This is a genomic window from Acinetobacter lwoffii (assembly GCF_019048525.1).
GTDB lineage: Bacteria > Pseudomonadota > Gammaproteobacteria > Pseudomonadales > Moraxellaceae > Acinetobacter > Acinetobacter lwoffii_K.
This window is the reverse complement of record NZ_CP077369.1, coordinates 1,840,516-1,854,731: the sequence shown is the minus strand read 5'-3', so window position 1 is coordinate 1,854,731 and position 14,216 is coordinate 1,840,516. Positions and strand designations below refer to the sequence as shown.

Below are 14,216 nucleotides of genomic sequence, written 5' to 3'. Positions count from 1 at the left end.
AAATGTTACAAGAAATTAAAAAATCCTGGACATATAGATTGATCGACTGCATTTGCGCTATACAATAAGCCTTCCAGCTTGTTCTATTTTGATCGGATTTAATCTATGTCACACACTATCACACTTTATGTTGATGGCGCCTGTCGCGGCAACCCGGGTTTAGGCGGTTGGGGTGCGTACATTGTTAATGGCCAACAAGAACACAAAATCTGTGGCGGTGAAGATCATACTACTAACAACCGTATGGAGCTGACGGCTGCCATTGAAGGGATTCTGTTTTGTGACAAGCAAGACAAACTGGTGATCTATACCGATTCCAAGTATGTCAAACAAGGCATTACCGAATGGATTCACGGCTGGAAAAAGAAAAACTGGAAAGACGTCAAAAATCCGGATCTGTGGCAAAAACTTGATGAAGTCTGTCAAGGACGTGACATCGAATGGCACTGGGTCAAAGGTCATGCTGGACATCCGGGCAATGAAATGGCCGATCAGCTGGCCAATCTGGGTGCTGATGAAACCCTGAAAAAATCCAAGCAAAGCCCTTCAATGTCTGAAGATAAAAAAAAATCTGAACCCGACTGGTTGCTAGACGATCCTTTCGGTCTTGATCTGGCCGAGAGCGAAGAAGAAGAGCTGGAAGAAATCATCGAAGTGACTGTTGAAGAAATTGTACAGACTGAAGTTTTAGCAACAGACAGCAATGACGATGCTTCATCTTCAGAATCATCTGCCTCGACTGAGCTACATCCGCAAATTGTCATTACACCAGCAAAGCTACAGCTGCATGGCCCACGACAACTGATTCTGGATACCGAAACCACCGGTTTTTATTATCAGGATGGTGACCGGATTATTGAAGTTGGCGCGCTAGAAATGATTAACCGCAAACTGACCGGCAGCTCGATTCATATCTATATCAATCCGAAAACACCGGTCGGTGATTCCGTGAATGTCCACGGGATCACCGACGAATTCCTGCAAGACAAACCGCTGTTTGAAGAAATTTCTCAAGTGCTGTTTGACTATTTACACGGCGCGGAAATTATTGCGCATAACGCGACCTTCGATATGAACTTTCTGGATATGGAATTCAAACGCGCAGGTTTTAAAGCACTCTCCGAAGTCTGTGACGTCACCGATACCCTGGCACTGGCCAAGTCCAAGCATCCCGGTCAGAAAAATTCGCTGGATGCCTTAGTGCGCCGTTACGAGATTCCACAACGTGACCGTACTTTCCACGGTGCCTTGCTCGATGCGGAAATCCTGTCCGATGTTTATCTGGCGATGACCGGTGGACAGGTGTCTTTTGATATCGATGCCCTGTCCCAGTCTGAAGACCAGAACAGCCGTTCAGGGATGGCCAGAGTTGAAATTGAATTACCGGTGATTCTCCCGTCAGAACAGGAATTACAGGAACATGAGAATTGGGTCAAACAATTCGAAGAAAAACATGGAACTGCTTGCCTTTTCGCGAAATAAAATCTACATTTCCGGGGATACTTTAGGTTTAAAACTATCGTTCTTCAGTTATAGTAAATACAAAGAGGCCCCGTAGTTTAAAGCGGGGCTCATATATAGATAATACTCCAGGAAAGGTGCAGATCATGTCTTACCAAACCTCTATACATTTTGATCCAACAGCTTTACTGATAATAAAAAATGAGGTTGATAACTCGATCAAGTTAGTCGAATCAGCAGTAAGCACCTTGGTAGAAGACCAGACTTTACCTTTTGGTATTGATGATGCATTAAATCAGTTCGAACAATGCGCCCAAGTTCTGGCACTCATCGACATGTCCAGTCTGGCAAAAGTCGCTCAATATTCAGCAGAACTGATGCGCAAGATTATGGGGAATCCGGCGCAGGTCAATACTCAAGAAGTGATCGCCTTGAGTGAAGGCACCACCATGCTGAAACGCTATATCGAATTTATCTGTTTGCGTGAAGTGAAAATTCCACAGTTTTTGCTGGATACCCTGAACCGTCTGGAACTGGCTTTGGGTAAACCGCTGACGACTGAAGGCCAGCATGTAGAATCGCTACTGGATTGCGTCACCCCTGATTTTGCACTGCCACAAGCACCAAGTCTGGAAAAATCCCAATATGTACACCGCCTGTATAAGCTGTCACTCAACAAGCTGATCAATCAGGAAGAAAGTGAACTGGATCTGCAAGCCATCAAACTGGTGGGGGCTTATCTGGCAGGACTTGCAGAACAACATGACAGCAAGCAGTACTGGAATCTGGTCTATGTCGCGTTGAACAATATTGATCACCTGCTGATTAATGAGCCACGCCTACGCACATTGGTGAGCATTGAACGTAACATGGCACAGTATTTTAGCTCGGCAGACAGTTTCAAGGCTTCGCTGGCTGATCTGGCCAATGTGCTCAGCCTGTGTATCAGTCAGGAAGATGAAACTGCGCAATCTATCCGTAGCCAGCTCAATGTGGGCGATGACCTGCTGACCGATATGCAATTACAGGTCTTCAGTCGCCATCTGTATGGCCCAGACTTTGAAACCATGCATACCATCAGCGAATTGGTGACCACGGAAATGGCGCAAATTCGTAATGACATCGAGTTCAACTATCAGAACATGACGCCTGAAAAGACTCAGGAACTGCAGGCACAACTGAATAATCTGGCGAATATCTTCAAGGTATTGAACCTGAATGAAGCCTATCATGACCTGACCCGTCAGGCCGCTTCACTGAGCCAGCCGGAGATGATGCAGGATGCCAGCTTTGCCCAGCAGTTGATGAATGTCATTCTGTCTGCCATGAACTCGATTGGCGTACTGGAACGTCATCAAACTTCGAGCCGCTTGCAGCTGCGCGTCAACAACATGAATATTTCTCTGGACCGTCTGGATGAAGCACACGCTGCTTTACTCACAGAAACCAAGGCCCTGATCGAGCTTTCTAGCCAGATTCTCAGCAATTACCTGCAAGATCATGACTTGACTGCACTCGAACCTGTTCCAGTACAGTTTTGCGAGATTGGCGGCGCGATGCTGTTCCTGAATGCAGAACATGTTCGTACTGCATTCACCACCACTGCAGAATTCATCAAGAACCGTATTGATCTGTCGATTGCATTAAGTCCGGAAGAAATTCATCGTGCTTTAGACACCCTGGCCAGTGCCGACATGATGATTGATAACTTAAAGAACAAACAGCCTGTATTACAGGCGATGTTTCAGGTAGCATTGGACAGTAGTGAGAAACTCAAAATAGTTGCCTAATGTCCAAATTATCACTTGCTTATATTTTTCAACAACAGCAACTGCTGGTCGATCAACACTTTCAACTTCCACGAGTTGAAGCCTTAGCAAGTGATTTGCTACTCCACACGGGTGATCAAGTGATTGCCCGTGATCTCCTTCCCGATGAGCCTATTCCTGCAGGCTTACAACTGGTTCCCATCCGTCAGCTGTTACAGTTCTGGAATACCCAGCAATTTGAACAGGCCAGTCGTGCGGTACAGCTTTTAGAATGGCGTCGTAACCATAAATTTTGCAGTCATTGCGGCACAGCGACTGAAGCGCATGCTGTTGAATATGCCATGGTCTGCCCATCCTGCAACTACCGTCAGTATCCACGGGTACAGCCTTGCGTTATTACTGTTATTACCAAAGGTGAAGACGAGATTCTGCTGGCCAAAAATGCACGTAATACTAAAAGCCAGATGTATGGACTGATTGCCGGTTTCGTTGAAGTGGGTGAAACGCTGGAAGATGCAGTACGTCGTGAAACGCTAGAAGAAGTTGGCTTACAACTCAAGAATATTCAGTATCTGGCCAGCCAGCCCTGGCCTTTCCCAAGCAATCTGATGATTGCCTTCAAGGCAGAATATGCTGGCGGTGAGCTACAGCTGCAGGAAGAAGAAATTAGCGATGCGCAATTCTTTAAATTCGATCAGCTGCCTGAAATTCCGTTTAAAGGCAGTATTGCCCATGCCATGATCATGCATGTGACTCAAGGTACGCCCGTCGCAGACGACACCAAGACCTGGCTGTAAATCTGTATTTGAAAGATTTAGCCCAACGGCTCAAAAAAAGAATCCAGGGGAGATCATCCACTGGATTCTTTTTTATCTAGTGCTTGGTTAAACTAACATATCAGTATCAGGATTTAAATGCATCCTCGAGCGCCCAAAGCACCTGTGCCTTGGTCTGGAAAAACCGGCTAAACAAACTGGAGAGTGAACCCACAATCGTAATATGACCAAGTTTCGGAATTTGAATCAGATGGCTATGATTGCCCTTCTCTTTCAGTACGCGGTCCAAATCCTGGCTATTGAAATGCCCAACAATCTTGTCTTTTTCGGCAATAAACAGATAATGCCGGATTGAGCTATTTTTAACAAAATAATAAGGCATCACCTGCTGATAAGGCACCGCCTGATCAAATGCATCGGCACAGATCGGATCATTTTTGTAATCAAAATGATAAGGCCCCGCCAGACCAATAATCGCCCGAATTTGACCGTGGTCAATACTGGCAGATTGCGGATGGTACAAGGCAGACATGACATTAAAGGCCCCGGCAGAATGTCCCATCAGGACCAGATTATCAGCACAGATCTGCAAGTGCTTAGCCGACTGCTGCAAATGATTCAGTAACAAATGCAGATCATGAATATAAGTTGGGAAAATATGTTGTGGTGCCAGATGATAATTCATTACCACCACGTCATAACCTTCTTTGGCAAAAGCCTCGCCAATAAACTGATAATCCTTTTTATCGCCATGTAACCAGGCACCGCCATGCACAAAAACAATCAGGGGACGATGGAGCAAAGGCTGCTGACTCCGAAACAGGTCAAAGCGTTGCCGGGATTTCAGGCCATAGGCCAATTGGGTTTCGACTGTGTAACCTTGTTTCGGAGTTAAACGATTTAAAGCATAACTACCAAAATCGTATAACCGGAAATCTTGATAGTGCTGTTGAAACTGCAAAATACGCTGTGAGAGTTGGGTTTTAAACTGGCCGACCTTATGGTTCATAGGTCGGTTCAACCGTATCAGGATCAATCGCCACTGGCGTCTGTTCAATACCCGGCTGCGCATATGCCGGTGCGGCAAAGTTTTGATTAGCCAGACTTGAATATTGCTCCACATTATCAATTAGGGTCACAATTTTAGTGACATTACCCACCTGTTGTAACACCTGATTCAGGTCAGCAATCTCGGCACCATTTAAACGACCCATCACATACAGTACGCCATCTTCAGTATGCACATGCACTTTACTATCCGCTACCACAGTCGCTTTCATGATCAAGCCACGGGTATTTGCAGTCACCGCAGTATCCTGCATGATGGTGCTATAGCTGATCTGATTGCCGACAGTAATAAAATTATGTACCGCTTTGACATCACTCATGGATTTGACATTATCTTCAGCCAGTTGCTTTAAATGGGCATCCGGCACCTGACCGGTCAACAAGACATTGCCATGGAAACTTTCAATATTGACCCGGGCCTGCTTAAAGCGCGAATCCAATTTATAAAGATTAATTTTTGCAGTACGGACAATTGAGGAATCAATAAATACCTGCCCCAAGGTGCGCGCCCCACTTTCAGTTCCGACAGGAGCCGTACCTGTGCCGCTGGAAATAAAACTTGCACAACCTGATAAACTTGCGACACACAGCATTGTTATTGCAATACGCTTAACCACTCAGCAAGACTCCTTCATTTTATTACGTCTTTTTCAATCTAATAATCTGTTTTCAAGCTCAGATCATGTCAATTCTGCTTGAACTTTACAATGATCTTGAAGCAAATATAAGCATCTTTAGACCTTATTTTGTTCAAAGGTTAATAAACTCTTGATCAAAAGTAAAAGCATTTTCAATCCATTCCAGATCATAAGGGTATTGCGAAAAGTCATGCTGTATGGTTTTTGCAAATTGCTGTTTAAAATCAAAACAAATCACGTCAAAACGATAGTAATAGTGTGCAAATTGTGGATTTTTCTGAATAAAGCACATGGCTGTCTTGAGCATTTTGCCCTGTTTCGCTCTGGAAACAGACTCGATCGCTTGCGCATATCGGGTTTGCGCACGTGCTTTGACTTCCACAAAGACCAGTTCCTGATCACGCACCAGAATCAGATCCAGCTCGCCATAGCGACTGTGATAATTGGCGGTCAGGAACTGAAATCCATGGTTCTGCATCAGTTGAGCCGCTTGCTGCTCCGCCCATGCACCTAATTGCTGTCGCAGCATTGCTCTTTCGCTCATAGTAGCTTGACACCTGTGCCACTGTACTGGAAACATTGTGGACTACGCTGAATACTGTGGTCCGTGATTTCAATTCGCCCAGTTCTACCCTGAAATTCAATATGCTGCAAATGCGGTTGTGACAGGTACTGCTGGGTGATCTGCCAGGCATCGCCACCGAAGGCAATCAGGCGCTGATAGGACATATCCACCGGCTCTTTGGTATAGGCCTGTAGAACATCCGGCCAGTCAGCCAGATAAAGCACAGGTACATCACAGAACTTGATTCCTCGTGGCGGTTTATGCTGTTCGCTAATCCTATTGGCCACGGTATACATCCGTTTATGGCTTAATTCAGGTATGGCAGCCAGCCCTTCTGCATTGCCGAGGTATAACAGCCCTTGTTTTGGCATTAAAAAAATGGGCGCCTTGTTCACGATCTTGAATTTCAGATCACTTTGACTGAACAATGACATCAGCAACAGTTCATACTCGGCTTCACTGCCCGGCTGGCGTAAAATCAGCAGCTGTTGAATTCCATCTTTGTGCAATAAGGTTTTTAAGGCAGCGGCATCTTCTTTTTTGGACAGGCTGAATTGCCAGACTTGGGGTGATGACCCTGCTACATCATTCAGGCTGAGGGTACGTACTTTAGGTTTGCTCCTAAGTAGTTGTTCTACATCGCTACGCGCCAATGGACCCACCACCATTTTGGTTTTTTTATTGACATGCTGCTTCAGTAGCTGGGAGATATTTTTCTGATTGGAATTGACCCATTTCAATGGGACTTTCTGCCCGGAAGTAGCATAGGCGCTGAGAAATCCCTGTTTGATACTCGATGCAGCTCGCGCCAAAGGTCCGGATTCGGGTAGAATGATCAACACTTCTGCTTGTACGCTGCTGATGTAGCTGATTAAACACAAGCCCAATATTTTATTTTTAATCTTCCATTTTTTATTATTCAATTTATTCCACATGGAGAAACCTATGAGTGCTCAGTTATTTGTTGTTGCGACTCCAATCGGGCACTTAGATGATATTAGTTATCGTGCACTTCAGGTGTTAAAGTCGGTGAGTCTTATTGCTGCCGAGGATACACGAACTTCAGCACAATTGCTTAAACACTTTAATATTCAAACACCTCTGACCGCTTGCCATGAGCATAATGAAAGCAACAAGATTGATCAGCTGATCCAGCGCCTGCTGAATGGCGAAGATATGGCCCTGATCAGTGATGCTGGCACTCCCCTGATTAGCGACCCTGGCTTTAAATTTGTCCGTGCTGCACAAGCGCATAATATTCGCGTGATTCCTGTACCTGGTGCTTGTGCGGCTATTGCTGCCTTAAGTGCTGTTGGCTTGCCGAGTGACCGCTTCAGCTTTGAAGGTTTTCTGCCATCCAGACAAAGTCAGCGCCTGCTGAATCTGGAAAAACTGAAAGATGAAACCCAGACTTTAATTTTCTATGAAGCACCGCACCGGATTCTGGAGTCCGTTAAAGATATGGCCAGCGTTTTCGGAGCAGATCGCCCGGTCGGTTTTGCGCGAGAAATCACCAAGACTTTTGAAACTATCAAGAAAATGACCTTGGGTGAGCTGGTCGAATTCATTAGCAATGATCACAATCAGCAAAAAGGCGAAATTGTTTTGGTGATTGGCGGTGCCACCGAAGAAAAAGATCTGGATCAGGAAAAGCTGGATAAATTATTGAATCGCCTATTACAGGACCTTTCGGTCAAAGCTGCTTCACAACTGGCGGCAGATTTAACCGGAATCAAAAAGAAAGTCGCTTATCAACGTGCTTTAGAACTGACTTCGGCAAACGACTAATTGCTTTAGATTTTCTATTACGTTTGGATTTGCAAAAAAAAACACCACATTGAATGTGGTGTTTTTTATAAGAAACAAGTTAATCAATAACTTATTCTTTGGCTACTGATTCATCTGCCGGCACTTCAACAATACGACCACCACTGGCAAGGAAAGCCGCAATCTCGTCTTCAAGTGCTTGACGCTTTTTCAGCTTTGCAGTGACGGTCAAAGTTTCAGCTTCTACAAGATCGGTATCACTGACGACCTCTGTGCTATCGACCGCGCCTTTTTCAGCGGCTTTTGCTTCATCATCGTCAACAATTGAATCTTCAACGTCGTCATCATAATCATTCATGTCTGTCATTTGCATCTCCCCAAAAATGGCCCTCGCTTGGTATTCCAAGTCAGGTATCGAATTAAGTGAAATTTAGCAATCTCTTCGACCTTCGCCTAGTACCAAACATCAAAAAATCGTATCTTTTTTAAACAAAATCGTTACTCTTTATTGGTGTTTGTTTAAAAAATTTACATTTCTGTCTTAAGCTGCGTAGCGTGTGTCTTTAAGTAAACCCAGACCATTGGCTTGCGCCATAAATGCATCTTTCAACATGGGCTGATTTTCTACCTGTTTCAGGCCGAAATTGCGTGCCCAAACCATCGGGAAGAATAATGTGGTTTCCATCCAGCCAATCGCAGACATGCTGTGCATCATGGCATCGTTCTGGCCCTTACGGCGATGCTCATAGCGTTTTAGGGTCTGCTCATGTGCCCATACGCCACGCGCCTGATCATGCAGCAAAACATCACAAAGCACGGCAGCATCCAGACAGCCAATATTCACCCCTTGACCTGCTAGTGGATGAATGACATGTGCGGCATCTCCAATCAGTGCTAAACCATCTTGAACGTATTGCTGGGCGGCGCGGGCTTTTAAAGGGAAAGTGGCACGTGGTGTCGCCTCTAAGACTCCACCCAGCATATGCTGGCTTTCACGGGTTAATAGCTGGGTAAACTCAGCATCTGACAACGCTGCATATTCTTCGGCATAATCCTCTGGCAAGGTCCAGACAATCGATTGCCAGTGTCCCTGCTCTTCCGGATTAAGGCTGGCCATAGGTAGAAAAGCCAATGGACCGGTTTCGAGAAAAATCTGACGTGCCATATGCTGATGAGGTTGTGCAGTTTTAATGGCACAACTGATGCCCGCCTGTTTATAGTCCAGTACATCAATATCGATAAACGCTTGCTCACGGACAAAGGAGTTTGCACCATCTGCGCCAATCACCAGTTTAGTTTGGAGTTGTGTACCATCAGCCAGATGAATGATCCACACACCGACGCCACGTTCGATGCGGCTAACTTTGACCTGTGTTCTATAATCTTGAACATCTTCAAGCATCTTTTGCTGAATAGCTAGATTCAAAATGCTTGGCTCCACCATCGAGCCTAAAGCCTGCTCTACCGATGGTGTTTTTTCTGAAGACTGGCCAAAATTGATTTCGCCATAGCCATTTTTATTCCAGACCTGCATGCCGGTATAAGGCTGCTGACGTGCTAAATTTTCCCAGACCCCCACCGTCTTTAACAAGTGAATGGTTGCCTGACTGAGAGCCAGGACACGCGGATTGGCCACCTTTAAGGTTTTATCTGCATCCAGAATTGGCGCTGCATCCAGAACTGTAGGCTGCATGCCACCTTGGGCTAACAGAAGCGCTGTAAGCCCACCCACCAATCCACCGCCAATAATGACGACGTCTAATATTTCGTTAGTTTGATTTAAGCTCATGCTTTTAACCCCATGGCATAATTTGCAACCAGTGGCTTGATGCCTGGAATCGTATCAAAAGCGATTAAACCCGTATTACGAATCAGCTTTAAAAATGGATTCTGGTTACTAAAGCCACGCACCACTGAATCACAGAATTTGATCACTCGTTGCTGGTCACTGAGACGAGATTTTTCATAGTCTTGTAATATTGCAGCATCGCCCAAGTCTGCGCCTTGTGCTTGCTGTTCCTTGAGGTAACGCACCAATACATGCGCATCACGCATACACAGGTTAAAACCCTGACCAGCCACCGGATGAATCGTATGTGCTGCATTGCCCATCAACACGACACGGCCAACAGCCTGTTTTTCAGCTAACACTTGAGATAAGGGAAAACTGAACCGTTTTCCGGTTTTCTGGAACTTTCCGGCACGATCGCCATACGTTTCCTGCAAGGCATCGAGGAAATGCTGGTCATTTTCATCTCCCAGCCATTCTCCTTCAGTACCTTTTTTCACTGGCCAGACCACGGAACGGCGATATTCGCCCGGCAATGGCAACAGTGCCAAAGGCCCTAAATGACTGAAACGCTCAAAGCCCACATGACCATGTGGCTTAGACGTTTGTACTGTGGTCACAATTGCAACCTGATCATAATCATGTTCTGACGCACCAATACCCAAGGCTTTACGGCAGAAAGAATCCCGTCCATCGGCGGCAATAACCAGTTTGGACTGTAATTTTAGTGATGATTCACCACGCTGAGCTTCGATATAAGCAAAGTCTGTATCTTGGATAAGGGAGGTCACTTGAACACCATCAATCAATTCAATTAATGGCTCTTTTTTGACTTGGGTCAGCAGTACACGACCGAGCCAGGCATTTTCAATGACCTGACCAAAGCTTTCGACTTTTTCCTGCTTGGCTTTCAGTCGGGCCTTACCAAAGCTGCCTTGTTCGGTAATATTCACTTCCAGAATTGGGGTAGCATGTTCTTGCAAGGCATTCCAAAGTCCAAGTTCCTGATAAATCTGCACGCTACGGCGTGACAAGGCACTGTTACGTGCATCAAAACTGGAATGATAGGGCGCAAGATTTTCATCATCATAATCTGGATATTTGATGGCTTCCAACAGTTTGACTGCAATATTGGTTTTCGCCAACATCAATGCGAGGCTTAAGCCGACCATCCCACCACCGACAATGATGACTTCTTGTTGCATGCTTACTTCCTTATCTGTTTATTCGCATCTATGGCGAATTACATAAAACGTATACTGGTTTTATCTTACCTCAAGGCTTTAAATTTTTATAATGATTCGTTTTATTTAGTTTTCTTCATGATGATCCAGCCTATATTGAAAAATCAAGACATCACGCTTTTCATTACCTAACTTCGGCAATACAGTATAGGCATTGATCCGTTCAACGATTTCAAACCCTGTCTTTAAAAGCACTTGGTGTGCCTGTATATGTTCTGCATCGCAGAAAGTATCCAGTGATTTAAGTGTAAGATATTGTTTAAAATACTGAATCACCGCTTTCATCGCCTCAAGCATATAGCCCTGACCCTGAAATCGAGGACCAAGTCCGAAATGAACTTCAAGGCTGTTATTTTGCTGTTGAATGATCGTTAGTAACCCGATTGCCAGATGACTTTTTCGCTCAGCAATCACCCATGAAAATCCGTCACTCGGTTGCTGCCAATAGCTTAACGCCCATTTCTGTAACATCTGCTGAGTTTGACCGACTGTTGTATGCATCTGTCGTTGTAAATATTTTGATGCTTCAACATCGCCACAATACTCTTGGAATAATGAAAATTCATCTCCAACTTTATATGCTCTTAACTCCAACCAAGTTGTCTTTAATTCAGCAACTAAAATATTTATACTCACTTTTATCAGCTCGGCCTTAAAAAAAGGAATGTTGTGATTTCATTTGGCACTTATACGATTCGATCGCAAACCTAGTCAAATTGGTATAACTCGATCTACTCGCTTCGCACAATTTTGAATACATACTGATGCTCGTAGATCCTGAATGATAAAATTGTGAATCAAGCCATTTATAAATGAGCTGATATTCACTTTCAGTAGCAGGAGGCCCATTTACAATCACTATTCTTTTCTTATTTTAAGATAATTGTATAAATATAACTCGATCTTTGAGCTAACAGATATTTTAAAAAAATTTATCCAACCATGTACAATCTAATCTTATTTGTATGATAGTGATCATCAATCTTTAGCTAGGCATTGTTGTAGATCTGGGGATGGTTCTATTAATAACGTATAAACACCTAATAAAAAACCCCGGAAATCTACCGAGGTTTCTTCATCTTCCACACTATTTCTATCCTCTCGGCAAGTTACTCGAAGACATGAATCCTATCTTGCAAGAAACTCGCCCAAGAAGATTAGCTTAACGCACAATATTGGTATGATGATCTGTGTGGTGTACTGTTTTACCCAACTTCGTTCCTGTATAAATCAGGTACAATGCCGACAAACCAACCAATACATAAACAATTCGAGATAAGGCGCTCATATCACCAAAGATTGCAGCGACCAAATTAAAATCGAATGCACCAATTAAACCCCAATTAATGCCACCAATGATTGTTAAAGCATAAGCAATCCAGTCAATCGTATTTAATCTCATAAGCGTTCTCCTGCTCTTATTTAAGTTTATTTAAGGATCAGAGAAAGTATGAGAATCTCAGCCCATTTAATATGTAGCTTTGATGCTAAAAACGGATTTTCTGTGTTGACTTCCTGTCAATTTTTAAGCCGTAAATTTTACTTAGGTTAGTTTTATTTGACTTGTTCGATATAAACGTAAGCTAAATCACTTTTTGCTCGATGTGATATAGCTAGGAGTTCTTTTTTAAAATGGCATAGAAATGTCATAAAAAAAGCCGATCTCGCGACCGGCTTTCCGTATTTTTTCTCAAATTAAGCAGCGCGCGCTTTCGCCATCAATGCTTCAATCTCTTCTACCGTTTTGACAACTTTCGCAGTTAAAACCAGCGGGCCATTTGCAGTGGCTACCACATCATCTTCAATCCTGATACCAATTCCACGCCATTTGGCATCGACTGTTTCATCATCAGACGCGATGTAAAGACCCGGCTCAACGGTCACGACCATGCCCTCTTCATACGAGCGCCATTCACCATCAACCTTATAAGCACCGACATCATGCACATCCATACCGAGCCAATGCCCCGTACCGTGCATGTAGAACTGACGAAAAGCTTCTTTTTCTATAATGTCGTCAATATTCCCCTGCATCAAGCCAAGATCGAGCAAACCTTGCACTAGGATGCGCACTGCAACATTATGTGGTTCTTTATACGAGTTACCAATTTGCACAGCATTAATTGCAGCAATTTGAGCATCCAGCACTACATTATATAAAGCTTTCTGTTCCGGGCTAAATTTACCATTCACTGGAAAGGTACGGGTAATGTCTGAAGCATAAAGCTGATATTCAGCCGCAGCATCAATCAGGACCAAATCGCCATCTTTCAGTTCTTTGTCATTTTCTACATAATGCAGGATGCAGGCATTCTCACCGCCACCGACAATACTGTTGTAGGCCGGAACACCGCCATTTTTGCCAAAGATATAATTCAGCTCGGCTTCCAGTGCATATTCCATCATGCCCGGGCGTACTGCTAGCATCGCTTGAGTATGTGCATCAGCAGAAATATCGGAAGCAATCTGCATCAATTCAATTTCATTTGCATCTTTATGCAGACGCATTTCATCGACAATACGATCCAGCTGAATTACTTGCGCTGGTGCAGAAGTACCACGACGGCTTTCACCACTTGCAGTTGCAATCCATTTGGCGACACGCGCATCAAACTCTGCATGCTGTCCAATGCGATAAAATAACTGATCTTTATTTTGTAACTTTTCTAAGATTTCTTCATCTAGCAGATCAATTGCATAGGCTTCATCTGCATCATAATCCTGAATAGCTCCATCAATACCCGCACGGTAGCCATTCCAGATTTCCATTTCACGGTTACGTTCCCGACAGAACAAACTGTAGCTATAGCCTTCTTCTTCAGTGTCAAAGGTTTCAATCACAGCCACAGCTTCAGGTTCCGCGAATCCGGTTAAATAGAAGAAACTGCTGTCTGCACGGTATTTATAATCTGCATCACGGTTACGCATGGCTACCGGACTGGTCGCGATAATAGCGATACTGCGTAAACCGATTTCCCCTGCGAGGATTGCGCGACGCTCCTCAAAAACTGCCTGTGTCAATTTCTTCATTACACTTTACTTCTTATCGATCAATACTTGTATTTAGAATATAGTCTTGAAATCAGACTATAGATTTCACTGTAAACAGCAAAATATATGCCTGATTTCAAGCAGGTGA

Annotated in this window: 14 protein-coding genes; 4 read left to right on the top strand and 10 right to left on the bottom strand. The window is 44.2% G+C overall.

Annotated features, from left to right (window positions below; translation table 11 throughout):
* The first annotated feature begins 105 nt into the window (after positions 1–105).
* The 3 genes from dnaQ (at position 106) to nudC (ending at position 4,027) form a co-directional block, all read left to right on the top strand.
* Complete coding sequence (gene dnaQ, locus I6L24_RS08595) at positions 106–1,482, top strand: DNA polymerase III subunit epsilon (protein WP_004279528.1); 1,377 nt, start codon at positions 106–108, stop codon at positions 1,480–1,482.
* Between the two features lie 125 nt (positions 1,483–1,607).
* Positions 1,608–3,251: a hypothetical protein gene (locus I6L24_RS08590; protein ID WP_004279527.1), complete on the top strand. Its 1,644-nt coding sequence runs from the start codon at positions 1,608–1,610 to the stop codon at positions 3,249–3,251.
* Positions 3,251–4,027 carry an NAD(+) diphosphatase gene (gene nudC / locus I6L24_RS08585; RefSeq protein ID WP_004730202.1) on the top strand — a complete coding sequence of 259 codons (777 nt, stop codon included), beginning with the start codon at positions 3,251–3,253 and terminating at the stop codon, positions 4,025–4,027. Before I6L24_RS08590 ends, nudC begins: the two co-directional genes overlap by 1 nt.
* A 106-nt stretch (positions 4,028–4,133) precedes the next feature.
* On the opposite strand, the gene I6L24_RS08580 is transcribed toward nudC, so the two are convergent.
* From I6L24_RS08580 to I6L24_RS08565, 4 genes are all read right to left on the bottom strand, one after another.
* Positions 4,134–5,015 (bottom strand): alpha/beta hydrolase, encoded by an 882-nt coding sequence (locus tag I6L24_RS08580; RefSeq protein ID WP_004279524.1) that lies wholly within the window; start codon positions 5,013–5,015, stop codon positions 4,134–4,136.
* Entirely contained in the window at positions 5,005–5,691 is a 687-nt protein-coding gene (locus I6L24_RS08575) for a BON domain-containing protein (protein WP_004279522.1), read from the bottom strand. The genes I6L24_RS08580 and I6L24_RS08575 overlap by 11 nt, the downstream gene beginning before the upstream one ends.
* A 133-nt stretch (positions 5,692–5,824) precedes the next feature.
* Complete coding sequence (locus tag I6L24_RS08570; protein WP_004279521.1) at positions 5,825–6,241, bottom strand: YraN family protein; 417 nt, start codon at positions 6,239–6,241, stop codon at positions 5,825–5,827.
* A gap of 11 nt (positions 6,242–6,252) precedes the next feature.
* Positions 6,253–7,212 carry a penicillin-binding protein activator gene (locus tag I6L24_RS08565; RefSeq protein WP_004730204.1) on the bottom strand — a complete coding sequence of 320 codons (960 nt, stop codon included), beginning with the start codon at positions 7,210–7,212 and terminating at the stop codon, positions 6,253–6,255.
* Positions 7,213–7,222: 10 nt separating this feature from the next.
* On the opposite strand from I6L24_RS08565, the gene rsmI reads away from it, so the two are divergent.
* Positions 7,223–8,065, top strand: a complete 843-nt coding sequence (gene rsmI / locus I6L24_RS08560) for a 16S rRNA (cytidine(1402)-2'-O)-methyltransferase (protein ID WP_004279519.1) — start codon at positions 7,223–7,225, stop codon at positions 8,063–8,065.
* 91 nt (positions 8,066–8,156) lie between these two features.
* On the opposite strand, the gene I6L24_RS08555 is transcribed toward rsmI, so the two are convergent.
* From I6L24_RS08555 to pepP, 6 genes are all read right to left on the bottom strand, one after another.
* Positions 8,157–8,411: a hypothetical protein gene (locus tag I6L24_RS08555; protein ID WP_004646359.1), complete on the bottom strand. Its 255-nt coding sequence runs from the start codon at positions 8,409–8,411 to the stop codon at positions 8,157–8,159.
* A 174-nt stretch (positions 8,412–8,585) separates the two neighbouring features.
* Positions 8,586–9,833 (bottom strand): FAD-dependent monooxygenase, encoded by a 1,248-nt coding sequence (locus I6L24_RS08550; RefSeq protein ID WP_004279517.1) that lies wholly within the window; start codon positions 9,831–9,833, stop codon positions 8,586–8,588.
* The gene (gene ubiH, locus I6L24_RS08545) at positions 9,830–11,038 is read right to left on the bottom strand and encodes a 2-octaprenyl-6-methoxyphenyl hydroxylase (protein WP_004279515.1); all 1,209 of its coding nucleotides are present in this window, start codon (positions 11,036–11,038) and stop codon (positions 9,830–9,832) included. The genes I6L24_RS08550 and ubiH overlap by 4 nt, the downstream gene beginning before the upstream one ends.
* Positions 11,039–11,143: 105 nt before the next feature.
* Positions 11,144–11,713, bottom strand: coding sequence for a GNAT family N-acetyltransferase (locus I6L24_RS08540; RefSeq protein WP_004279513.1), 570 nt, complete (start codon positions 11,711–11,713; stop codon positions 11,144–11,146).
* Positions 11,714–12,239: 526 nt separating this feature from the next.
* The gene (locus I6L24_RS08535) at positions 12,240–12,479 is read right to left on the bottom strand and encodes a DUF378 domain-containing protein (protein ID WP_004279510.1); all 240 of its coding nucleotides are present in this window, start codon (positions 12,477–12,479) and stop codon (positions 12,240–12,242) included.
* Positions 12,480–12,772: 293 nt separating this feature from the next.
* Positions 12,773–14,107 carry a Xaa-Pro aminopeptidase gene (pepP, locus tag I6L24_RS08530; protein WP_004279509.1) on the bottom strand — a complete coding sequence of 445 codons (1,335 nt, stop codon included), beginning with the start codon at positions 14,105–14,107 and terminating at the stop codon, positions 12,773–12,775.
* Positions 14,108–14,216: the final 109 nt, after the last annotated feature.

Excerpts from the sequence above, each read along its gene's own strand:
- ubiH (WP_004279515.1), bottom strand. The coding sequence starts at position 11,038 with ATGCAACAAGAAGTCATCATTGTCGGTGGTGGGATGGTCGGCTTAAGC.
- I6L24_RS08550 (WP_004279517.1), bottom strand. The coding sequence starts at position 9,833 with ATGAGCTTAAATCAAACTAACGAAATATTAGACGTCGTCATTATTGGC.
- rsmI (WP_004279519.1), top strand. The coding sequence starts at position 7,223 with ATGAGTGCTCAGTTATTTGTTGTTGCGACTCCAATCGGGCACTTAGAT.
- I6L24_RS08580 (WP_004279524.1), bottom strand. The coding sequence starts at position 5,015 with ATGAACCATAAGGTCGGCCAGTTTAAAACCCAACTCTCACAGCGTATT.
- I6L24_RS08535 (WP_004279510.1), bottom strand. The coding sequence starts at position 12,479 with ATGAGATTAAATACGATTGACTGGATTGCTTATGCTTTAACAATCATT.
- I6L24_RS08555 (WP_004646359.1), bottom strand. The coding sequence starts at position 8,411 with ATGACAGACATGAATGATTATGATGACGACGTTGAAGATTCAATTGTT.
- I6L24_RS08565 (WP_004730204.1), bottom strand. The coding sequence starts at position 7,212 with ATGTGGAATAAATTGAATAATAAAAAATGGAAGATTAAAAATAAAATA.
- nudC (WP_004730202.1), top strand. The coding sequence starts at position 3,251 with ATGTCCAAATTATCACTTGCTTATATTTTTCAACAACAGCAACTGCTG.
- dnaQ (WP_004279528.1), top strand. The coding sequence starts at position 106 with ATGTCACACACTATCACACTTTATGTTGATGGCGCCTGTCGCGGCAAC.
- I6L24_RS08590 (WP_004279527.1), top strand. The coding sequence starts at position 1,608 with ATGTCTTACCAAACCTCTATACATTTTGATCCAACAGCTTTACTGATA.
- pepP (WP_004279509.1), bottom strand. The coding sequence starts at position 14,107 with ATGAAGAAATTGACACAGGCAGTTTTTGAGGAGCGTCGCGCAATCCTC.
- I6L24_RS08570 (WP_004279521.1), bottom strand. The coding sequence starts at position 6,241 with ATGCTGCGACAGCAATTAGGTGCATGGGCGGAGCAGCAAGCGGCTCAA.